Genomic DNA, 23,043 nt, shown 5'->3' on the forward strand with positions numbered 1-23,043 from the left:
CGCGAGATTGAAAAGAGGAATAACGACGGTTTCCGTAGTGGGAAGGACTGCACAGACGAACAACGGTGACGGACTCGAAATCGCTTGGCTATCGGTATGCCGCTCGCTGCAAGACGTCAGTTTGCAGCAATCGTGACAATCTCCGTGCTTCTCCTGCGCATCAAATTCGACTGCAGCCGAGTCGCCCGAATCAGCGTTGCACACTTCAGGCAGGATCAAACACTTGGAACAAGTGGACCCGTCTGGCAACACATACTTCGCATGACACGGATGAACCGTACCAAGAATCAGCGTTACCAATATCAGCCAGGATAGTGTCCAGCGCAACGTTACTATTATAGCCCGCATCGCTCAAAACCCTAGTAACGATGCTAGCCAATGAAAAAGCCCCCGGCATATGCCGGGAACTTTTCAGCCTTAATAACGCCTTGTTACTTCTTTCGTCGTCGAAGGAGAGCAAGTGCTCCCACTCCAAGAATAGCCATCGTTGCCGGCTCCGGAACGGGCGTTGCTGTCAACTGCGTCGCTAGGACGTTTGTATTGGAGAAGAACGCGGAGGTCGCGGTCGAGTCCAGCGCCCAATTCGAGGAGTACAGAGTCCCGTAGCCAGCAGTCGCTGAGCTCATCGCATCGAGCTTTGGTACCACCGTCGAGCCGCTCTGCTCCGAAAAACGCATCTCAATAGTGAGATTCCCACCCGTGTAGAGATAGTTGTCGAAGCTGATTGTCGGGCCCCAAGGCTTCACCGGCGAGCCAGTGTTCGAAAAGCTACCCGGCGTAAACGTCAACGCCCCTGATCGCACCTGTGTCGGTGTCGAAAGGAAGTTGTTCGCAAAGGTCGTCGAGCGAGCCGACGGGGCAACACCCGCGCCGATAAAGATATCGAACTGGCCGAAGCTTGCGCTTACATCGGGCCAGTCGCCGGTCGCTGTGGAATCCAAGCGCCATTGCAGTCCGTTCAAGTTCGTGTTCACAAAGCTCGTCAACTGACTCTCGTGGATCTGGAACTGATAAGTTCGAGAGAGGCCGGTTGAAGAGAGAGTGAATGAAGCGTCTCCTTCTGTTGCATTGAAGCCGCTCGGCACCATTCCGGATACGGCATTCGAAACTGCTGCCACCGACAGCAGAGAGAGTGTAATGAATGTTCTCATGTTCTTCCTTTAAAGGCATGCAGTCATGCCAACGCCAGCATTTTGGCTAGTCCTTCGACAAGCCAGAAATAGTTGCGCGAACAATTAGTCACTTCGTCCCTATATGTCACGAGAATAAGTGCGTAGGACCTAGCAGAGAACCCTATAAACGTGACCATGTCCTAGGCCATAGTCGTGATCGGGGACGAGATCAAGAGGTCGCCCGTCCGGCTGTTTGAACTTAAAAGTCCGACTATCTTGAGGGATTATTTGGCGAAGTAATGGGAGAGAAGCGCTTTACACCCATGCTTTGTGGCGGCTGACTCACACTCTCTGCCCGAGAGTCGAGCAGAGAGAGCGAGAACGGTGCGGGTTAGGAGGATTCTCTATCCTGAGTTGCACGTGCAAGTACTTGCACTAAGTGCAGCATTCGATTCACGACTGAGCGGCGAACAGGTAGTACCATCTGCTCTGCGACAATAGTACTTAACAGTAACATCATCAAGAACAATCTCCATACCATCCAATGTGCCAGAATCGATATTGCAGGCGAAAATATCGCAACCTAAGGGACATAGTATTCTCTCCTTCCAAATATCCGGCGTGAGAATGCCTATGCCTTTATTGATACTAAGTTTCACCTCAGAAATATCTATTTCTGTAGGATTACCTTCTTCATCAATTACATAGGCCTTCCTAGTCATCTTCGGGTTAATCTTCCCAAGGAGCCATGCCAAATAGTTATCTTGATCGATTGGGACAGCTTGCACATAGCCAGCAATCAGCAACGGATCATTTCCCAATTCAAAATGAATGTATCCAATCCCTTCGGCGGGGAGATAGAAGAATTCGATTCCTGACTTTGGGGCAGCTCTCAGTATTTCATCGTCGAGGTTTTCCCAAAAGCTGTCGGTGAGGGCTTCTTCAGGCAGCTTGATGCTACGTAGCTCAACGGAATGGAAGCTGAGCGCTTGCTTAGCCGTCATGTACTGGTCCACCTCAGCAATAGTGGGTTTCCGAAGCAGGTCAGCTTGTTCGCGTATCTGAGTGAGCTCGCGGCGTGCCTCTAATGCCCGTAAAGTTGGACCAAGTGCACCTCGAATGCTAATTGGGCCTGTATTGCAGATACCTGAAATGAGCACTCGACGATGAGTTGAGTTGACCGCCTTGAATTTGAAAGTATGTTTGATTGCAGGCGCGCAATCAGGCACATTTTTCTCGATGTTGTCCTTATGCCATCGATCAGCATCACTTACAATTGCTGCAATATCACCAACGTCGCCAGTATGGAACCACATCGTATCGTCTGGTTTGATCTTAATATGTCTTGGGTTTTTCATTTTTGATCCTTATGATCGAATTAATCGATCTGCAGAGAGTCAACGCGTTACGGTCAACGAATCCAACAAATTTGAAGGAAAATTGTTGGGATAGGCTTCACAACTCGGGACTCTGAAACTGCTGAATGGGTGACCAAACTTCTTCTCGACGAGCTTGCATGACCTGCTTATGCTACTCAAACTGAAACTCAGGACTCCCAAACATCAGTTTGCAAACACCCGCCGCCGTTTGCGCGCTGTTCGCCAGAGTTAGCCGCCCCGAAGACTCCGCCTGAGCCGAAGCCACAAGTGTTTGAACTGTCGCGTCCGGGAGCTGAACATCAAAGATTGAGGTCAACTTATCGACCACGCCTTTGGGGGAAGGGTCGCCTCTAAACAGAGTCATCGCCATGTACCCGCCGGGGTTGCCCCCTTGAGCCAAAGGTGCGGCTGCAGCATTTCCGCCCGGACGTGCACCAGCGACAGCAGTGCCAAATAGCATGTCAGCCCACTTGATCCGCTCGACCATCGTTGCCGAGGTGACCCAATACGAACCTGTTCTCCACCCTGAAACATCGGGTGGATACATCAGCTCCATGCCCATCGACTTCGTCGATTGAAGGATTAGGAATGCTGGTCCTGCCGCCCGAATCAAGGCTTGGTTCAATCCATTCTGCTCGTTAATCTGGGGATTTGCGATAGCGCTCCGAACTCGTGTCATCGCGGCCTCGCCAATGCCAAGCTGCCTCGCGGTCGAAACACAAAAATCGATCGGATTCTTGATCAGCGTACGTGTAGCCTTATCACTGTAGAACTCTTCAGAGAGCATAATCGCGCGCAGCAATACAGCAATGTCCAGGTCCGAATCTCGAAAGATCTTGGCAAACTTGTCAATTACTTTTGTATCCGGGTCAGCGTAAACAAACCACTCCCAAATCTTCTTCACCAAGAAGCGCGCGGTTTCAGGCTGCCCGCATAGCAAGTCAATCACATCGTCGCCGTTAAGATCGCCCGATTTGCCAAGCAGCTTCTTTGCCCCATAGTCATGCCGCTCAGGCACAAAGACAAAGCGATCAACCCGCCGTGGCGAGTTGTTTGTGGTCAGAGACCTTCCATTGCGCACAGGCACGCCATAGGCCCATCCTGTAAATGCACGAGCCGCTTCAAGAACATCGGTCTCAGTGTAATGGCCGATTCCCATGGTGAAAAGCTCCATGATTTCACGGGCAAAATTCTCATTCGGCTTCCCTTTCACATTCTCTTGGTTATCCAACCAAAAGATCATCGAGGGGTCTTTGCTCACCGCTCGCAAGAGGTCCTTGAACTTGCCCGTCGCGTGAGTTCGCAGCGTCTCGACGTAGTTCATCAGCGCAAAAGAGTTGTCCACCTTTTCGCCACTGACGGCGAAGTGGTGATGCCAAAAGATCGTCATCTTCTCTTCGAGCGGCTTCTGCGTGGCAAGCACCCGCAAGTACCACATCCCTTGCATCACTCGAATGTTGACGACGCCCTGGTTATTGGCAAAGGCCGAAGGGGGCACATCCCACCGCCAAGGATTGTCCTTATAGTTGAGAAGCTTATCAACCGCTGCTTTGGAGCCACCATTGCCGTAATAGCCCAGTTCGGCCTCACTAGCCCCCAAACCAAAACGCCGAAGCAAGTGCGCTACTCTCTCGCGTTCGGAAATCGTCTGCATGCGCGGAATGGACGCGGACAACTGGCGATTTGTTCAATGGAGAGACGGAGAGGTCATTTAAGGATGAGCGAACATTACTCTTCAAGTAATGGCAACGTTGTCTGTGGAACAGACAGCCATCTTGCCCCGTCGGCCGTCACAGCCACCATCTCTTCAATCCCCAGATATCCACGCCCAGTCACATCCACGCCTAGCTCAAGCGTATAAACCTCATTCTCCTGGAGCGGAATCATCGGCGTATTCCCATATCGCTGCCACTTCGGACCAAGGATCGCGCCGCCATCGTGCGCAACCCGCCCGACCTGATGCCCAAAGGCATGCATGTATTCGGGGTAGCCCTTTGACACCAGGTGAGCACGCGCGGCTGCATCCACTTCGTGCCCGAGCACTCCCGGCTTCACCGCCGCAAATCCGGCCTGAATCGCGCCGGTAACCGCCTCCATCGCCCGTGCAACGTCAGCCGGCAAATCAACTTCCCCACGCAAAGGCACATACCAGCAGCGCTGGATGTCCGATGCATATCCCAACTTCAACAAACCAAGATCGATATGGAAAATGTGTCCGCGCTCAATCGTGATCGTGTTCGAGGGGATTCCGTGCCCCACCATCGAGTCAGGCCCTGAGTTAACAATAGGATCACCAGCCGAATCCCACGAAAAACCAAGCTCCCGCTCATACGCCTTTTGATGGACGAAGTCGTAAACCTGCCATTCCGTCACCCCCAACCGGGCAAAGCCTGCGATGTCCTCAAACATCCGGTCGGTCTCGGCAATCGCCTGCTCAATGTGAAAGATCTCTGAAGGCGTTTTCTGGCCTCGCAGCGCCATAACGATCGGCTCGGCGCTGACCATGCTCTGCTCAAACCTTGTCCCCTTCAAATAGTCCTGAAGCAACAAAAACATTCCGTGGCTCAGGCCATCTGCCTTCACGTCGTTGATGGAGTAGTTAACCGCGATCTTCCCCCCTTGTGCGACCAACTCTTCCAAGGCTGCAAGCAGGGGCTCCTTAATGCTTTGGACATACGGAACGACTTCATCCCAGTCGCCCGAAGCCTTGAGCGGGTCGGCATCGTAGTTGCCCACCACCGCAACCTTCTTGCCGTTCTTGCCCACCATGAGTGCGCTTTGCCAAGTTAGCCCACCCTCAAGAATCAGGGGCAAAACCGGGTCGCCCCCCAGCGCCGTCTCTCGCACAAAGGTCAGCCAAACATCTGCATCAGACTTCGCCACCAGATCGGCGGCTTGTCGAAGCTTCTCCGAGGGGATAAGGGATTTAGGCATGGTTCTGGCCTATTCTGCCACAGACTCGAAAACGGCTCCCTTCAAGCATAAAACTTTGCTTGAAAAAGTATCACATTTCAACCGGACAATCCGGATCGGCCTACTCCAACTCCCAGACAGCATGTACCCTCGTGGTCCAGCGTTCGCCGAAAAAGTTGCCCGTATCCACATACGGCATCGACATCGCTCCAAGAGTCTTCTTGGCGATCTCGACAGAAAGGACCTTGCTTTGGTCCTTCGGTTTCTTGAACCGCTGCCTGTGCTCGGGGCTGAAAGTCTCGATTAGTACCGATCCACCAGGCGCAAGCCACGAAAGTGTGCGGCGGATTTGCCCCGCCTCAAAGATAAAGAAGCTTGTAATGAGGTCGAACTGCTTCTCAGTCTGAAAGTTGCGGATATCTGCCTCCACCCAGTCGATTTTGCCATTCACGCCGTAGCGCTCACCCAGCATTCGCCCGATTTCAAGAGCGCTGGCAAAGCGGTCGATAGCGGTAACTTCCCAGTCTAAAGAGGCTAAATACAGTGCATCGCGGCCCGACCCGCAGCCGAGATCAAGCGCACGACCCGGCTGGAGGACCTTCAAACGCTCGGCAAGAAAATCATTCGGCTCCCACAACCGACCTGGGCGGCGGTCCTCATCCCCTGCGTTTGCCTCGGTCGTTGGCTCATCAAAATAGCTGCAATTGCTCTCATCAACCCCTTCCGCCGCCCGCCCAAGCGACCACAGCATTTCCACCGCAGCGGCCGCGTAGCCCTCCGGTCCGGCAACCAATATTGGTGTGCTCTTGTCAGGAAGTTCATACGGGCGCTTTTCGATTTCGTCGAGCGGAATGCTAACGGCATCCTTCATCGGCTTTTCGATGGCATGCCGGGATAGCCTGGGGTCGAGAAATCGACGTTTGGGAATCACGGGGATAGGATACTTGGTTGGGGGTGCTGGCAGGTGGTCGGCAGGTTGTTGGCAAGTGGCTGACAGACAGCTTCTCAGTGAGAAGGGATCATTGTGCGTCAGACTAATCCGCTTTCCATGAATGATCTGAGCGACTTATCAGCCACTTGCCGACTACCTGCCAGCAACCTGGTAACGCCCTAGAACAGCGTTCCAGCGCCTTGCTCCAGCTCGAGCAATCGCTGTTTGCGCCACAGTCCGCCGCCGTAGCCGCACATGGTGCCGTCCGACTTGATGACCCGGTGGCAAGGGATGATGATCGCCAGCCGATTGTCGCCGTTGGCTTTGCCGACCGCTCTCTGTCCGTCCGGGCATCCAATCGCCTTGCCAAGCTGTCCATAAGACCGCGTTTCACCGTAGGGGATCTTCAGCAGATAATCCCAGACCCGCATTTGGAAGTCGGTGCCGGGGTATTCCAGGGGTGTTTTGAACTCTTTCAGCTCGCCTTTGAAATAGGCGTCGAGCTCGGCTTCGATCTGATCCAGGATTGGGCTTTCTCCGGGGACGAGCGCGCAGGAGAATCGCTTGCGGACGGTGGTGAGCTGCGTCTCCAGCATCCGGCGATCGACGTATTCGAGGATGCAGAGCGCGTGGTCGTTGGCTCCGGCGATCATGGCGCCCAGCGGGGTGTCGATCCAGCGAACGGTGAGGACGTTGCGACCCTCCGCCTGTCCGGGGGTCGCGCCGAGGGTCTTGAGGAACGCATCGCGAAATCCGCTGTCCGAATCGTATCCAATCTCCATGGCTGCCTCTGTCTTGTTCATTCCGCGCCGAATCTCCTTGAATGCCTGCCCAAGCCGCCTTGCGCGCTGATACCCCTGAAAGGTCATTCCGTAGTGGGTTTTGAAGTATCTCCGCACTCGCTCCGGTTCAAACCCCTGGCATCGCAAATCCCAGTCTTTGAGGCGCTGCGTGGGGTTTGAGTCTACTTTGGAAAGCAAGTCCAGCACCCATTCCGGCGGCTTACTGCCCATGTCCATCGGTCGGCAACGCTTGCAAGGCCGAAGTCCGGCGTGGAGGGCGTCGCGGGCGGTGGCGAAGAACTGCACGTTCTTGCGTAGCGGAGTCTTTGCCGGGCAGACCGGGCGGCAGAAGATGCCGGTTGTGAGAACGCCGACGAAGAAGATCCCGTCGTAGTCGGGGTTTCTCGCCTCCATCGCGGTGTACATTTCGCAGTCGCTCGGCAATGTGAGCATGGGTTGATGGTACTTGGGTTGGCGGAGGGGCGCGCTACCGAAAAATTCACTTCAATGTTTTTGGGTGGCTATCAGCTAACTGCACTCAGTTAAGAATGCTCTTTTGCGTCGCTATCTCATCCTGAGCCAAGGATCGTCGGGGAGGCGGTGCGTCCAGTCTTTCCCCTGCTCCAAAGCATGCAAGCTCAGGTACATCAACCCAACCCCAGCCGCACCTTGCATAAGGCCAGTCTGCGTCGAGAGCTCTTTCGGTGATTTCCGATTCTCTGCCCAACTCCACCGACGACCTTTTTCATCGACCGTCGCCTTTGCATCGATCACCGCAATGTGGGCCTTGGCGTAGTCGAGGTACGCCTGCTTCTTCGTCTCCCGGTACATATCCATAAAGAACATCGCCACGCCAGCATTGCCGCAGCAGATGCCATGGTTATTCCAGAAGCCCGGAGTTTCATTTCGGTCGCAGCCGCTGTCCATCACCGAGTTGGCGCACCTCTCCGCCCACTCCAGCCAGCCCTTCTCCGGCTGAATCTGATGGAGTTTGATGAAGAGCCGCGCCGTGCCGATCGGACCGTGGCAATAGCCCATGTAGAAGATCGGCGGGTCGATGACGTTGTCGTAGAAGACTTTGTATCCGCCGTTGGAGGTGTAGGCGATGCTATGCAGGTACTGAACGCCTCTGAGTGCAGCGGAGAGATATTCTTCTCTGGGATACCACCGCTGGTGCGCGCAGGCCAAAGCGTAGGCGACCCCGGCGGTGCCATGAGAGAAGTTCGGCAGGTTGCGGGTGACGCCTTGAGCGTAGCTCCATCGCCAGCCTTTGCCGGACTTATCGGCACGGTTGATGAGTTCTTCTGCCGCATTTCGAACTAATGGACGCGCTGTTGATCGCCGAAAACTTGAGTCGCTTAGGGCTTCAATCCGACCCGCTGGGAACGCCGCGAGAATTCCAGCCAGGCCGGAGATGATGTCGTTTTCTGGGCCAAAGTTTGCACCTTCGGGGCCGCTGCGCCATTGTTTCTCAATGTGGTCTCGAATTCTTTGGTAAGTTGGAAGATAGACCTCTTTGGCTTGCAGATAAGGTCCCTCTATGGGCTCAAATACCAGCAGGTTGATTAATCCAGCAACGCCTGTGTAGAGTCCGAGATCGCTCTTGTCCGTCAATCCGTCCAGCGACTTCACCAGATACCTGACCGCCCGCTCCTTATCCGACCTCACCTGATCCGTTGGCCCAAATTCATCCAACGCCTTCAGAAAATACAGCACCCCCGCCGTGCCGCTGTAGAGGTTCGTTTCCGCCTTATCAACACCCTCGGCAAGCTTATAGCTGATCTGTCCGTCAGGCCCCTCAATCCGCATCGAGTGCAGCCACTTCTGAACCTCCCGCGTTTTCGTCAGCCATTCGTCGTTCGGCTTGGGCTTGGCAGATTCTTGGGCAAGCAGTGGCGCAGGCAGCGAGAGAGCCGCATAGCCCAGAGCTCCAGCTTTAATCAGATCACGACGGGATGGGCGATTCGTGGACATCTCCTCTGTAGAATATCAGCCATTCCATTCAAAACAAACCTTCCGAAGCTATTCTTGGCAAACTCTTCAAGTTGTATCATGAAGGCGTTCTCATTGTTGGGGGAGAAAGTGTACAGATGCTAGATTACGTCATCCTGTTCTTGGCTCTTATATCTGCAATAGTCACCCTGATCCTTCACTGGAGAGAAAAGCCACCTGAATTCAAATGCCACGCAGAACCTGAGGCAACACAGACACAGCCAAAACCTTCGCCACTGGGCTCTCCCAAAGTATGGTCAGGCTTGCTAGCCTTTATCTTGTTTGCTCTAAACTGGCAAGTCAATATACAAGCGACTCTGCAAAAGGAGGAACAAAAAATTGCTGAACTTAAACGAGCGGTTCGTGCAGTTTACACGTTCAAGTCGATTGATATCGTCGCCGATTACACTTTAGCAGACAAGGCAGTCATTGCAACACTTCTGCCTGCAGAGCTGTTAGAGCGCATTAAAGCTGCAGGCGTCAAACCACTACAATTTGAATATGGAGGTTGGAACGTATCCTATCAGCCAAATGCCATCATTTCCGAGGTCGTACTCGCGCCAACCGGTGACAGCAACACCCTAAACAAAAGCCCGCTTGTACATCTGGAGCGTCTCATAGCGAGTGACGGATCTTTGACTTTGTGGACGTCCCCAAAAGAAGCGAGGTCAGTTGATCCCCAACTTCAACCCAGCCTAGGCAGCGATGGCCTTACACAAACCATAGTCGAAGTGCGCGTCCAAATCAGAGGCTCTGCACAATCCCTTCTAGTGAAATCAGGCTCCGTAAAGGTCCGATATCAGGCTTCCTTTGTCCCTATCCATCCAAGAGCCCCGTTCAGCACGGTTGATGCCGAAACCTTCTACTGCTCTCTCGATCTTGAATATGATAAAGACGACCCGCTGCAAAAAGAGATCTATGCAAAAAGAACTCAAGAGCGTGGAATATTCGATTGCCAGTTAGGTGATTTTCTGGTTGATGCTAAGCACAATGACTCCAAGTACTACTCAACAGGTGCAGTCAACCTTGAAATTAATACATTTTACGTGCTAAATCGTCACTAAAGAATCTATCGCTTCAACGCATCAATCTCATCTTTGTCAAGTTTCGTTAGCGAGTCGCTATTATCTTTAAATGGCAAAGCTTGCTTCACGAGTTCAACTAAATTGGAAAGCCTAGTCGCTGGTGTCGAGTTAGGATTGCTTGAACCACACCCTATCGACAGAACAACTGCGATAGCGAGAACAGTGCCTATTCGATATCCCACTGATAAAGCTCCTTGTTAGCAATTCGGCATGTCGGATCACCTTTGGCACCCGAGAAGAGAGAGCCACAGTTTGCACCGGAAGCCGCTTGTGCAGCAGTCAAGCTCCGACAACTTGTATCAACCTTACACACAAAGCCATGGTGTTTGAATAACGTCGAGTATAAGCCTGTAGCAATCCCTGAATCTTCGTCAGCAAGTTTAGTATGCATTTCCTTATTCAGCCAGATACTTTGTCTTCCCCACCCTGCCGCGCAATGCCCTCCTGGGTTAACAGGAGGCTCAACTTGCATAAGTGTCATAAATCCATAGTCACTCTTAAGCAGTGCGTTGTCTGTTAAATATGCAGCCGGTGTTCTGGAGGCTAACATAACTGTATTGGCTGGATTCGCAATTTTGCCTTCCTCAATTCCAATGATCGAACCTCGATTCAACGGATCTACCCTATTGAGATGGCAATACGCAAAGCCAATATCTCCAAAGCGAGTAGCCTTTGCGATAGAGTCTTTTGGTTCTTCCACTTGCTTTACACCAGAATAGTTTAGATAATAAACACTGTAATTTTTGACATATGGATATAAAAGAAGCGCCCACGTCGAATAATATCTTCCTTTGGAGAGACTAATAGCTTTATCCGAATATGAACCAGTATCCTGGTAATACCCTCCAACAGGAGGCATGCGACCATCGTAATCAGATGTGTATAGATAGAAACTTGTCCCCATTTGCTTCATCGTTGATGTAGCTTTGCTTTTACTTGCTGTCTCTTTGGCATTGGCCATCATCGGAAAGATAATTGCGGCGATAATGGCGATGATGGCGATCACAACAAGTAGCTCAATGAGAGTAAACGCCCTTCGGGAGCATGACTTGTAACTCACCGCATCTGTCCTGACGTTCGCACACTCGCACGTACAGCTGTGATCGAAACGAACAGAAACTGAGCTCGGTGCTGCTTCCATGGAACTGTGACCAAGTTCAATATAGCACAGCAAATGCTTCCCGACCATACACTTTTCTTTCAACTTTTACCTAATTAGTCAGCTGTAATCGCATTGAATCCAAAGGACGCATGGAGCGGGCTATGCATGATAAGGGGCAACCGATCTGCACGCACAGTACATTGATCTTCAATTGCCCTTTGGCACTTGACTCATTTAGCTTCTATATCGTCACCTGAAGATTCCCCGCCGAAGCTGGCTGCAGCTGCGTAAACCCTCCGATATTGCTCGGCTGCTCCGCGATATTTCCCGTCGCCGTCGCGCCGCGCCCAAAGAGCACACCCTGAAACTGCACCTGCCCCGAAAAGATGTTCGACGTGATCGCCGTGTACACCGCCATAAACTCGCGCAGGCCGAACGCCATCTCGTTGCCCTGCAGGTTGGCGTCCTGATAGATCGGGAAAGGCGGCAGGCCGTTCTGCCGAATGAACGCCAGCACCGCCGGGTCGTTCCCGTTCGCCAGCATCGCCGGAAGCCGGAACCCGCCAAGCACGTTGTCGCTGAAGATCAGCCGCGCCGACCCCCAGTTCCGATGCTCGTTGCCCTGAATCCGCTTCATTCGGGCCTGCAGCAGTTCCCAGATCTGCCCGGAAAGCTGCTGAGCCCCCGTCTCGGCGTAAAGAGCCACCCATCCAAGAAAGACGTTGCGCTCGATCCGGTGGAAGCCATCCACGTCGTCCAGCTGCAGGGCTACAGGCGGCATCACCTCTTTCGTGCCGCCAAGGGTTGCGACCCGAGGAGCGAGAGCCTGGACCGCCCTTGTTAGGACAGCCGCTTCGACCGTGTCCTGTCGCAAAGCCAAGATCAGGTTCTTGGTCAGGTTCACCGTGTTCGCATCCACCATTCCCGGTCTTCCGATGAACCGCTCCAGCTCGACTGCCATTGTCTTGCGCTCTTCGGGCGTGGCCTTGCTCATCTCCTTGACCACCGACTGGAAAGCCTTGGTACGAGGGCCGGATTCGCCGACGGTCGCAATGTCGGTCCAGAGCTTTGGCACCAGCCAATCCCCACGCTCGATCGGGTCGCGGAAATCGCCGGGAGTTTGCGGCACCACGATCTGACCGCGGACGATGTTGTCCGTCAGCGTCAGATCGGTCACCGCCCCAATACGCAAGATCGTTCCGCAAACCACCATCTGCGTCGGCCCGACCGTCGGAGAAGGCGGAGGGATCACCCGCGTGGTCACCTCGGCGGTTCCTTCTATGCGGCATCCCTCCATATTCAGCTCCGCACAGTCCTCGATGTTGATCGCATAGGCCTGTCCGTTGGCCTGGAAGGCGATGTCGCGGATATCCAGCGAGCCAAATCCCCGGATGTCGATCACCCCGTTGGCCTGAATCGTCGTTCCCCCGCGTACTCCGTGAAGCTTGAGCGAGAGCCGGGGCTTGCGGTCGCCGATGTCCAAGACTCCCTTGATCCAGGTATGGATTCCGGGCTTGAGGCACAGGCAAGCCGCCTCGATCTTGGTGTCTTCGATCAGCCGCTTCAGCACGGCGACAAGGTTCTCCTTGTGCTTGCCCGGGTGGACAACAATACAGCACTCCTCCACAACAGGGGTATTGCAAAGCTCATCCAGCGCGGCCTGAACGGTGAGTTTGCCCGTCAATCGGTCGCAGGTGGGGTTGTAGGAGACCAGGTCAGCGCGGGAAAGCTGCACCGTGAACGTCACCGGAACGTGGATGACAGCCCCGTTTTCGTCGAGCAGCTCTGCCTTCAGCTTCTGTACAGCCGTTGTCGAGTCCACACGCCAGTCGCACGTGGCGATGCCCTGGGCGTTTGTGCTCGCGGGGTTGGCGCTGTTGATCTGCCCGTTGCCCGCGATCACCGTAAACCGCACCTGCGCGTTCTGCACGGGCCTGCGCCCTCGCGTCACGCCGACCGTCGGCAGCTGCGGCAGCTGGAGCATGGCGTTGGGTGTTGTCGGGTTGGGCATGACCTCCTGGCCGTCGCCAGCGAGGAAGTGCATGTCGATCACGTCGGTAAGAGGGATGAACGGCCTGCGGCAGTCGGTGATCTGCCAGGCGTTCGCCCCTGGACTCTGCACCGCAATCGCCAATGGCGCATAGTGGTGGATGATGCCAAGAGGCTCCTGGTCATCGGGAACGCCACCCGTGGTGGGCCAGATCACATCCCCCGTTGCCGTGCGCGCGGGGATCAGCCAGTGGTCGCCCACCCGGAAGTCCGCACCAGAAATCCTCACCTGAACGCCGTCTTCGAGCGACATGAACCCGTCGGGGTCGAGGTTGCCGAAGGCCACCGGACCCGCCGAATCCCATCGCCGAACCTTCAGTCCCGCACCGTAGTTGGCGGCGGTCACGCCGGGAGCGTTGGGGTCGAGGATCAATCGGTCGTCCTCGACGCGAGCGATCTTGAAGAACTCGCCCGATTCCAGCTTAAGATCGCGAGCCGTGTCGGTGATCTCGATCCACTGCCCCGCCGCAAAGGAAAGCATCTGATCGCGTCCTGGCTGGCTCACCTGGACGATGCGCACATCCACAATGTTCGCCGCGCTGAGGATGGAACCGTTGTCGCGAGACCACTTGAACCTTGCCTGGTTGAGCGTCCCACCCGTATGGACCTCCACCCTATAAAGCTGATTTTCCAATCGCCGATATTGCGACCCTGGGCGCACGGTGCATGCTTCCGTCACATCAAGTGTCTTGGCGCGGGCACGAAGGCGGGCGGCTGTCGGACCGGGAACGCGCGAAAAAGCCTGGGCGCAAGTGTTGACGTTGTTGGGCAAGGCGATAGCCCACACACGCCCTAGCACACGCAGGCGCGTCGCCGTGTCCAGTCCGTTCAGCGCGACGTCGAGAAGATCGGAATCCTCAACTCCCGTGATATGCCTCTCGTAGACATCCAAGAAGAAGAACAGCTTGTTCCCAGCAGGCAGAGTCTGCCCCGGAAAATCGGGCTGGTTTGTGTACGAATCTTCGGTGTCGTTCTCAACAAGGATGCCGTCCACATAAGCACGCCCGGCCGCGATGCGAAACTGCCCGCCCGAAAACGTGATGCCGTAGCCCGGCGCGTCAATCGGCATAGCCGCTCCGCCCAGGGTGTCCTCGGCCTCCGTCCGAGTGCGATAGAGCCAAATGTCTTCGCTTTCGTTCCAATCCGCGTCAAGCTGAACGCGCCCTTGCTGCATGCGGACGCTTGAAAACTGCTTTTCGCGGTCAAAGCTGATACGGGTGAAGTCGCCTTTCATGGTGTCCTCTCTTGGTCGCTGATGAAGATTCCTGCGTCCATTCCTGCACGCAAATACTCTCCAATGGCAAAGCGCAAGTTAGCCTCGCGCAAACTGTGTCGAACGATGTTCGTCGCGCCCATGCAGTCGCCATTCTCCGCCCCGGTCAGAATCTCGGGGGAGCAGGCGATGCTGGGCTGCATATAGCCGGGGTGCCCATAGACGGTCGAAACGAAGCTGGGCATCATGCGAGCGCGGATCGACGCCTCGGTCTCCGTCGTGCGATTTTTGATCGCGAGTTCAGGCTGGCATCGGTATGCCCTTGGCGCGCGCGAACCCTCGCTGAGATAGCTGAACCGAACACAGCCTTTCTGGAGCCGCTTCGGATCGAGCACGCCCACGAACAGCGTGTCGGAGGCGTCGATGACTTCGACCTCCACCTTTCCTGTCGTCGTCGTGCGGTTGAGCGTGACTTCGGCTCGCGGGCCGACGATGTTGCCATCGACGATCGCATCCTCAAAGACAGCGATCTCCGCCGCCGAGGCGATCAGCGTGCTGCCGAGGATGCATCGGCTTGCGCGAAGCTGGAGGTTGCGGTTGTCGCCCGCGTTCGTCGATTTAATCTCCAGCTTGTGGGTTCGCGGGTCGATTGTGCAGTCAGCTAGGGTGAGCCCACCGCAGTTCCCCGCCGAAACCGTCAGGTCGCCCTCAATAAGGAGACCAGAGACGCCCACAAATCCAGGGCGGTTGCTGTTCGCCGCGGCTGTTCCCTTGATCGACATGTCGCCGAGGATGTGGGGGCGCGGGCCTTGAGCCGATGCCGTCCAAGAGGCGAACGGAGGCACCGGGTCGGTGCCCAACCACTTCCCAGCAAGGATCAGCAGGTGCGATCCTTCGTGGGCTTCAATCTCATCCAAGGCTTCGTCATACGTCTCGCAATCTTCGATGGTGATGACGCCGTCCAGGTCCGCGCCGCCTGCATTCCAGTCGGTGATGGCCTGGGCAAGCGACGTGACAAAGCCGGGACCGCCCTCTCTCCTAACCCGCCGGAACCACTCCACCTCGTCGGGCCAAATCTCATCCAGACTGTCGGTCCGGTCATAAGGCCCTCCCCCGATCGCCCCCCAGAACCCATAGCTGAAGTCCACCAGCACATCCTCGGTGGGCTCCTGCCCGGGCACAAATCGGATGCGTCCATTCATCGGATCGACGCCAACTCGGACCGGTCGGTTCTCTGTGCTTCCGTCGGGCTTGGTGTAGGTGCGGGCGTTCGGCGGGACGCCCCATGCCTCCAAGTTGCAGACGTAGATCTCGTCGGTCGGGATTGGGGCCTGCCCGCGCTCCCGAATCACAATTACGTTCTCATCGCCGAAGTAGCTGGAGGTGTAATCCTCTCCAACGACATCGGCCTGTCTCATCGCCTCAAGGTCGTCGTGCAAGGCTCGCCGCCGGATAGGAACAGGGAGCTTGGTCTCGTCCATCGACTTGGGGGAATAGCGGTCCGTAACAGATTCAGGTGTGTTAAAGATCGGCGCGTCGATCCCCAGCGGGCTGAAGGTGTAGGCGCCCGCCATCCCCGCATCCTTGGCGGTCACGGTCTGGATTGGGAAGTCGCGCCAGCGCCAAACAAACACGCCCATGTTCGGCACGGCGTACTTTCCACGCGGGATGCGGATGTTGCGAATATCGACGGTGTGGGTGCCGGGAGTGAATGGCCCGCCCAGAAAGTCCAATTTGTTGGCATTGCGAATATCGATCCACTGATGCCCAGGCCGAATGTGGTTCTGGTTCTGCGTCCACCCAACTTTCTGGAACATCTCCACCGCTTCTGCCGGGAAAGCCGAAGAATCCTTGGCGACCTGACGCAGCGCCGGGACCGTGCCCTTCCGCCGACGGCTCGCCAGGGTGTTCGCTACCCATCCCCGCAGCGAAGAATCCTCACCCGTGGGGTGAAGGACGCTGGCCCCCACAAGATCGCCGATGTAGGCAACCACCCACTCCGTACAGGTCTCTATGAACTGATCGTCGTAGAGTTGGCGGTTCTGCTCGTCAATTTGGGAAGTGGGCCCTGCCAAAACCTCAAGCAGATGCCACAGCGGCCCGCGCAGATTTTGCTCGATCTGTTCGGCATTCTCTGCCGTTCGAGACTGTTCGAGGAGCCAGTCGTTCAGGTCCGCCACCGAGTAGAACTCGGGCAGCAGCTTCATCAGGGCATCGGCATCATAGCGCACGGGTCATCTCCTCTGTGGTCAGGGCGGTGTCGGAAAGAACCAACAGGTCGTCGGGATGCACGATACCGTTCTCAATGCGAGCGATCTCGGCGCGCAGAACGCCATCGGCGGGCAGCGCAGCCACTTGGTGGGCAAAGTGTAAGGCCGTAATCTTGACGGCCTCGACGCCCTCCACCTCGTGCAGCGAAGCGTCCAGATGGGCGACGGTGACGGAAACCCCAAACGCCCGATTGTCGAAACCGAAGTCGGCGAGGAGCTTGACGCGGGCCTCTTCGATCACCTTGTCGGTCTCGTACTCTTCGCGGACGAGTATCTCCATCTTTGCGCCGAAGGGCCGGATGTCGGCGTTCATCACGGTCAGCGGGATGTGGGTGTCCCGCGCCGAGTCGAGGGCCTCTTTGACGAATGCGGTGTCCACGTCCGCGCCGTCGTCACCCATGACGCACAGCACCACCACCCGGCGCGTCCCGTTCCACAGCCACGAGGCACGGGCCTTAGCAATGCCGGGTAACCGCATCGACTGGTAAGCAAAGTCCTCCACGCTGACGACGCGCTGAAGCGTCCGAACCGAACCCGACACGTTCTCGCGCAGATTCTTCTCATCCTCAGGATCGGAGCCACCCGCCGCCGCCAACGGGTTGATGACTTCGGTGACGCCTAGCGGTCGGGTGAGCAGCATCGAAAGCTGGCCTTCACGAACACGACCACCCACGCCACCGCCAACCCGATACTTGGCTCGGATGTTCTCCAAACCGTTTGGCGGGCGCACTCCCGAATAACCATCGCCGAAACCGACCGTCGTCACCGCCTCGTTGCTCTCGCGAGTGGTGTACACACGGTCGGTCGGCTTCTTGCCGAAGAGCGTATCGGCCTCTTTCCAAAGGATGTCGTTCACCCGCACCTGCAACGTTGTCGCATAGCCCGACGGCGAAGCGTCGGCGAGGTAGGTAAGCGGCTTGCTCTTGAGGTCGAACTTCTGGAAAGCCGCACCATTGCCACTGCCCAAAACTTCTTCGCGCGTCTCGCCGTGGGTCGCCAGGGCGACGTTCGCATAAACCCGGGTGGTTGGGCGATAGTATTGGTGCTCCAAGCTCGCGCTCACCCGAATCTCCAGGGGATCGTCGCTAAGTTGGCTCTGGTCCTCATCCAAGATCGCCATCTCCCCAACCTCAAGGTCGTCCTCATAAGGCTCGACAAGCATGAGTTCTGTTGTGGAGAGGAACTGCACAATCCCAATCTGTCCGTCTTCGGTCTCGACCTGCACAGACTTCGTTCCCGGCACGTTCTCAATCTCACCAGACATGAGGCGGAGCGGCGTATCGGCGCTGGTCGTGCCGATGGTCTCCCCAATCGGGCTCAGGATGGAGCGATCCGAGAAAAACTTGATTCGCGGGACCTGGCCTTTGACGATGACTCTGCGGCCGACCTCAGGACGATCTATCGTCACGCCCAACTGAACGATCTTGCCCTGCAGATACGAAGTGTCCGGTTTTGTGGCTACAGTCAGAGGTTCGCTCTGGCAGAACACGACGGTCGTTCGGGGAGTGAAGACGGAGGCCGCGCGGTCGATGGTCATGCGTGTCGCCTTGCCACTGATGAGGAATCGAGTAAGGGTCACATCGGTGACCGCGCTGCACCAGAACAGCTTGGCCTGAGAATCCCGCAACACCACCCACGATCCGGCTTTAACCTCGGGGTACGTCGTGTCCAGATCGACCAGTGTTGTGTTGATGTCCGAGTCAGCCCATGTGGATGTGCTGATGACGGGGACGCTGTTCTTGATGTTGTTGACGGTGACCTCGACGGTCGGCACCATCGTCTTTTCGATGGCGTTGTATCCGAAGAGAGACGCCCGCTTGCGCATCACATGGGCCTCGATGCTCGCGACACCCGCCATTTCGGTCAGGCTTGATCCCCAAGATACTTTGGTGACCTTACGATCATCGTCCCGCTCGATCTTCGTGACCCTGCGAAGTGCGAACTTAGCCGTGCCGAAGTTTGAGACCGTGTTCGCCGTAACGAATAGAAGGATGTCCCCGATGTTCAGAGCGAGGTCGATACCCTCAAAGTACGCGCTCGTACTGCCCTCGGTGATCGCCTCCGGCAAAAACCGTCGAACGGCGATCTCGTTGTACTCAGGATAGGCGACAATCTCCTCAACCGTCTCGTATGTCTGCGGCAGTTCGTTCTGTCCGGGAATACTTTGAACCTTGTTCCCTACCGCAATCGTCACGCTTTCCGGACCGAAGCCACTGTCATCCGCCTTAAAAGCGACGTACGCTTCGGCAGCGGTAGAAGGAATGGGCCGATACCCGATCTGATTTGCCAACTCAACGAGAGACCTTCGCTCTTGCGCAGTGCCCAGAAAGCTCTCATTGACCAATCGCTCTTGATAGAAACTGAGGACATCGAGAGCCACCGCATAGGCGTCGATCAACGCCACCGTCGCATCCGACGTCTCCCTTTGCCCAAACCCTCTGAGCCCAGGTGATTGCCAGATGTTCTCCAGCATGGAGGACTTAAACGTTCCAAACGTGCCAAGCCGGTAGCTGATCGAAGTGCGGCCCGGAGGATTCCCTAGGCTATCTAAGCTTTTTTCATGGCCACAGCATCCGCAAGTGCTCTTATCCATTCCTATAGTCCTCCGTCAAGGCTGAAAACGATGCGGCCTTGTTCAGGAAAGTTCGGGTCGTTCTTGAGCTGGGCAATCTCAAAGGTGCTGATCGAGATATAGCCGTCCCCCAACTCGCTCACGGCTTGTTTGCCCCAACGCTGGAACTTTGTTGCGCGGACGTGGTCCACGTCCCGAACCAGCATTGCTGCCGCAAGAATCTGACTCAGATAAACCTCCTGCCCGAACGTGAAACGGTCGGGGTGGAAGAACCCGAGCGTGCCATCCGGCAACGTCCCCGCCGAAAAGGTCTTGGCGAGGTCTTGCAGGACGTTCCCCCGAAAAGCCCCCGGCGCAACGCACACCTCAAGCTCAATATCCAACGGAACGTAGTTCGGCCCCCGAACCTCAATGTCCGTCCCCATCATCCGATAACGGTCGATGTGGTTCAGCATGTCGGTCTTGAAGGCCTCGTCAGCCATCACAGGCAATCCGCCAAGGCGGTCGATCGCGAGGAATACGGTGTACCAACTTCCCGTCCAACGGAATTGGGCTTTCGCGTTTTGAACCTCGGGATGCCGCAAAGCCATCTCTTCGTAGTCGGCCTCAGTGACGGCCCGCTCCTGAACCTTGAACGCTTCGGGAGCATCTCGCCGGACTTCATTTAGGTTTTCAGGATCGACTCCGCCCAATCCCGGCAACGGATTCCAAACCCGCTGCAAGCCAACGAGCGAGGTCACTACAGACTTGAGCGCATCGTGCCCCACGTTTCCAGCTTTGCCGTTGCACGTCCGCACGGTGGCAAGCAGAGTGTCTCCCGCTTGAGGCGCCATGCCATTGATGCCGTTGCCAAACCGCAGCCGAACGGTGCGGTCGTGCTCAGGCTCGGCGACAAAGTGCGCGTCGAACGGACCCGAACCAAGGAGATCGGACTGAACCCTCCAGACGCGTGTGGTCACGGGATTTCCAAGAAGATCGGGAGTTACCGAATCCAGGCCAATCTCAGCAATCGAGGTCTTCGGGTCGGTCTTGAGACAGGCCATCGCTGGCTGATTCTTCATGTCCTGATGGCTGTACGGCGTCGCAAAAGTAACGTCAGCGCTCACCAGCGTCGGCTCAAACTTTGAATCTGTATCGGGTGCTGAAGGGATCGGCAGTTCGGGTTGCCGTGTGCGCCCGCAGTCGGCAAGCACCACGTTGGCGCAGGCCACCGAGACGTCCGTGATCGTCTCCTCGTCGTGAGTGACGCTCAGGCAGACGGGGAACGGCAGGGCGTCGGCCCGCGCCCACTCCACCTGCAGCACATCGACGTTCTCGTGGTCGTCGTGGTCGGGGGTGACCTTGGTGAGCCTGACCACATGGCGGTTGCGCGGGTCTGCGCCGTTGCCGGTAAGCCCAGTGGGGTTCTTGACCTCTTCGATGGAGAGGAGGTCTCCGGGGGCAAGGGTCAAACCGTTCTCCACCAAAAGCGTCGCGCTCGTGCTTCCTTGAGGCAGGCAGCAGTCAAGATCGCTCCAGGTGTGGAACTTGATCGTGTTCCTGCTGGATCGGATCGTGACATCGTGCAGAGTCTCAAAGACTCTCAGGCTCTCGCCGGCGGAGTCGTAGACCGCCTGAGTGACAGCCGGCGTCGAAGCAAGCGCCTTGTCGAGGATCGGCGTGCCCTTGGGGATCGTCTGTCCGTCGGCCCCGCTCCCCGCCAAAACCTCAAAGCAGACGAACGTCCGCGCCGCGCAGCCCTCGTGCACCGGATAGTCCAGCATCCGGGCGATGCGCCGAACGCTGGTCCGCCGCCGTGCCGTGCCAAGGTAGCCCTCGGTAGCGACAGCGTCCTGCGCGTAGCTGAGGTGGTCAGCCACATAGGCCAGCATCTCCACCAAAGCCACCTGAAAGTCGGAGGGGTTGCGCTCGGTCCACTCAGGACGGGTGACGCGCATCCGGTCCAGCATCAACCGCCGGAACGACGGGTAGTCCTTCGCCAGATAGTCGATCTCCGCCATCTCCGGCGTTACGGGCGGGCATTCGTCCAAAGGCGCGCAGTCGAAGTCGCTGGGGCACGCCACCTTGAACGAGAACTCCACTGCGCAAAGCTGGGAGTCGTATCCGGCGGGCGGGGCGTCGTCGCCAGGACCCGCGACCACCCGAAGCACGTAGGTGGAGAAATCGCCGGGACGATCCACGGTCAGGCTCACCACATTGCCGTTGATCGGGGCTCCCGTCACCGCGATGTTCGTGACGCGAACGCCGCCTTCGATGCGGAAGTTCTGGACGGTCAGCCCCGCCGGAGACTTCACGAAGGTGATGTCCAGCGTGGTCTGCGCAGGGTGTCGGACCTCCAAAAAGTCGATCCCGTTCAGGACCCCGGCTGTTCGCACGGCCTCCAAACGCCTCTGCTTTCCGCACACGTAGACGTCGCTCATTTGGTCCTCTCAAACACCTCGGTCATCGTGTCGCCGGTGCGACGAATGGAGTAGGTGACGGTCACCCGGATCGTCGAATCTTCGCTCTCCACCGTCACGTCGTGGGCGTCGATCACGGTCCCCAGCCACTGCTGGAGCGACCCGGCAACCAAAGCCTGCGTGGTCGCGGCAAGAAGGTCGCTGTTAGGCTCGAAGAGCAGGGCAAGAAGCCCGCAGCCGAAGGTCGGTCGATGCACGCGCTCGCCAGGGTTTGTAAACAGGAGCTGCTCGATCATCTCCCGAACGTGGCGCTCGTAGGTGCTGACCGCAGTCGTCCCGTCTTCAGCGATATGGTAGGGAAAGGCGGCGTTGATCATGTGGCAATCACCCTCATCTGCGTGACCGTGATCGTCGGCGGGCCTTGCGGCGCCTGCTCAGGGCTGAGGCAGAGCCCGGTCGAGGTCTGAATCAACGGCGGTCGTCCTTCGATCAGCACCCGAGTCGCCCCCACCAGCCACTGCACCCGAATGCACGGACTCGGCTTCGGCCCGGGAAGCGTGAACGCGCACCCGGCGACAGTGCAGGTATCCGGCACCAGCACCGCCGGAGTCCCCGAGAACAGCACCCGCGTGGAGGTGGGAACGGGGGTGACCTGCCCTCCGTGAGGACAGATCACCGTTGCGCCGACGTTGTAGATGGGTCCGGGCATGATCTTTCGCGCCTACGTGATGACCAGCGCGCCTCCGTTGATGGTGATGCTCGGGCCCTGCATCATGATCGACGCGCCCTTGCCGTTCATGATCACGATCCCGGTGTCGTCGATCTTGATCATCGCTCCGGTGGCGTTCTTGATGAGGATGCCGCCGGTGGGGCCGGGAACGTCGCTGATCATAAACGTCTGCTGAAGCTGGGTTTGAACGATGTAGCACTGCACGCCGGGGGGAACGGTCGTGGCGATGCCGGGGACTTCGGCTTTGGTGCTCCACCAGCCTCCCGTCCAGATCGGATAGTTCGGATCGCCATGCTCAAACTCGATCCAAACACCCGAGCCTATCGAAGGCACGGTGAAGACGCCCTGCTGAATCCCCGCGATGGGAAGGCAGGGTTCGGCGTAGGTGGTGGGGACGAGCTGCTGAACGTCCGGCACCTGCGCCTGAATGCGTCCCCGCATCATCGGGTCGAGGTTGTTCATCACGAGTCCTCGATACTTTCCGTAGAATCTCTGTTCGCTTGGCATATCTCTC

The 23,043-nt window shown here is 56.9% G+C and carries 16 protein-coding genes; 1 reads left to right on the top strand and 15 read right to left on the bottom strand.

What is annotated here, in order from left to right:
- Nucleotides 1-431: 431 nt before the first annotated feature.
- The 7 genes from KF784_00345 to KF784_00375 all read right to left on the bottom strand — a co-directional run bounded on the left by KF784_00345 (nucleotide 432) and on the right by KF784_00375 (nucleotide 9,091).
- Nucleotides 432-1,151 carry a PEP-CTERM sorting domain-containing protein gene (locus tag KF784_00345; protein ID MBX3117484.1) on the bottom strand — a complete coding sequence of 240 codons (720 nt, stop codon included), beginning with the start codon at nucleotides 1,149-1,151 and terminating at the stop codon, nucleotides 432-434.
- A 365-nt stretch (nucleotides 1,152-1,516) separates the two neighbouring features.
- Entirely contained in the window at nucleotides 1,517-2,470 is a 954-nt protein-coding gene (locus KF784_00350; protein ID MBX3117485.1) for a hypothetical protein, read from the bottom strand.
- Nucleotides 2,471-2,642: 172 nt separating this feature from the next.
- On the bottom strand, nucleotides 2,643-4,145 hold the full coding sequence (locus tag KF784_00355) for a DUF1800 domain-containing protein (protein ID MBX3117486.1): 1,503 nt from the start codon (nucleotides 4,143-4,145) through the stop codon (nucleotides 2,643-2,645).
- A 74-nt stretch (nucleotides 4,146-4,219) separates the two neighbouring features.
- Nucleotides 4,220-5,425 carry an aminopeptidase P family protein gene (locus tag KF784_00360; GenBank protein MBX3117487.1) on the bottom strand — a complete coding sequence of 402 codons (1,206 nt, stop codon included), beginning with the start codon at nucleotides 5,423-5,425 and terminating at the stop codon, nucleotides 4,220-4,222.
- 100 nt (nucleotides 5,426-5,525) lie between these two features.
- Entirely contained in the window at nucleotides 5,526-6,335 is an 810-nt protein-coding gene (locus KF784_00365; GenBank protein MBX3117488.1) for a methyltransferase domain-containing protein, read from the bottom strand.
- 179 nt (nucleotides 6,336-6,514) lie between these two features.
- Nucleotides 6,515-7,570: a methylated-DNA--[protein]-cysteine S-methyltransferase gene (locus tag KF784_00370; protein ID MBX3117489.1), complete on the bottom strand. Its 1,056-nt coding sequence runs from the start codon at nucleotides 7,568-7,570 to the stop codon at nucleotides 6,515-6,517.
- 111 nt (nucleotides 7,571-7,681) lie between these two features.
- Entirely contained in the window at nucleotides 7,682-9,091 is a 1,410-nt protein-coding gene (locus tag KF784_00375) for a hypothetical protein (protein MBX3117490.1), read from the bottom strand.
- A 116-nt stretch (nucleotides 9,092-9,207) separates the two neighbouring features.
- On the opposite strand from KF784_00375, the gene KF784_00380 reads away from it, so the two are divergent.
- Nucleotides 9,208-10,173 (top strand): hypothetical protein, encoded by a 966-nt coding sequence (locus KF784_00380; protein ID MBX3117491.1) that lies wholly within the window; start codon nucleotides 9,208-9,210, stop codon nucleotides 10,171-10,173.
- A gap of 187 nt (nucleotides 10,174-10,360) precedes the next feature.
- Here KF784_00380 and KF784_00385 read toward each other — a convergent pair whose 3' ends face one another.
- The 8 genes from KF784_00385 to KF784_00420 form a co-directional block, all read right to left on the bottom strand.
- Nucleotides 10,361-11,200, bottom strand: a complete 840-nt coding sequence (locus tag KF784_00385; protein ID MBX3117492.1) for a hypothetical protein — start codon at nucleotides 11,198-11,200, stop codon at nucleotides 10,361-10,363.
- A gap of 337 nt (nucleotides 11,201-11,537) precedes the next feature.
- The gene (locus KF784_00390) at nucleotides 11,538-14,579 is read right to left on the bottom strand and encodes a hypothetical protein (GenBank protein ID MBX3117493.1); all 3,042 of its coding nucleotides are present in this window, start codon (nucleotides 14,577-14,579) and stop codon (nucleotides 11,538-11,540) included.
- The gene (locus KF784_00395) at nucleotides 14,576-16,789 is read right to left on the bottom strand and encodes a hypothetical protein (protein ID MBX3117494.1); all 2,214 of its coding nucleotides are present in this window, start codon (nucleotides 16,787-16,789) and stop codon (nucleotides 14,576-14,578) included. Before KF784_00395 ends, KF784_00390 begins: the two co-directional genes overlap by 4 nt.
- Entirely contained in the window at nucleotides 16,779-19,421 is a 2,643-nt protein-coding gene (locus tag KF784_00400) for a baseplate J/gp47 family protein (protein ID MBX3117495.1), read from the bottom strand. Before KF784_00400 ends, KF784_00395 begins: the two co-directional genes overlap by 11 nt.
- Before the next feature lie 2 nt (nucleotides 19,422-19,423).
- Nucleotides 19,424-21,820 carry a putative baseplate assembly protein gene (locus KF784_00405; protein ID MBX3117496.1) on the bottom strand — a complete coding sequence of 799 codons (2,397 nt, stop codon included), beginning with the start codon at nucleotides 21,818-21,820 and terminating at the stop codon, nucleotides 19,424-19,426.
- A complete protein-coding gene (locus tag KF784_00410) occupies nucleotides 21,817-22,176 on the bottom strand; it encodes a GPW/gp25 family protein (protein MBX3117497.1) in 360 nt (119 codons plus the stop codon). Before KF784_00410 ends, KF784_00405 begins: the two co-directional genes overlap by 4 nt.
- Nucleotides 22,173-22,508 (bottom strand): hypothetical protein, encoded by a 336-nt coding sequence (locus KF784_00415; protein ID MBX3117498.1) that lies wholly within the window; start codon nucleotides 22,506-22,508, stop codon nucleotides 22,173-22,175. The genes KF784_00410 and KF784_00415 overlap by 4 nt, the downstream gene beginning before the upstream one ends.
- A 12-nt stretch (nucleotides 22,509-22,520) precedes the next feature.
- The gene (locus KF784_00420; GenBank protein ID MBX3117499.1) at nucleotides 22,521-23,036 is read right to left on the bottom strand and encodes a hypothetical protein; all 516 of its coding nucleotides are present in this window, start codon (nucleotides 23,034-23,036) and stop codon (nucleotides 22,521-22,523) included.
- Between the last annotated feature and the right edge of the window lie 7 nt (nucleotides 23,037-23,043).

It is taken from the genome of Fimbriimonadaceae bacterium (assembly GCA_019638775.1).
In the GTDB taxonomy this organism is placed as follows: domain Bacteria; phylum Armatimonadota; class Fimbriimonadia; order Fimbriimonadales; family Fimbriimonadaceae; genus JAHBTD01.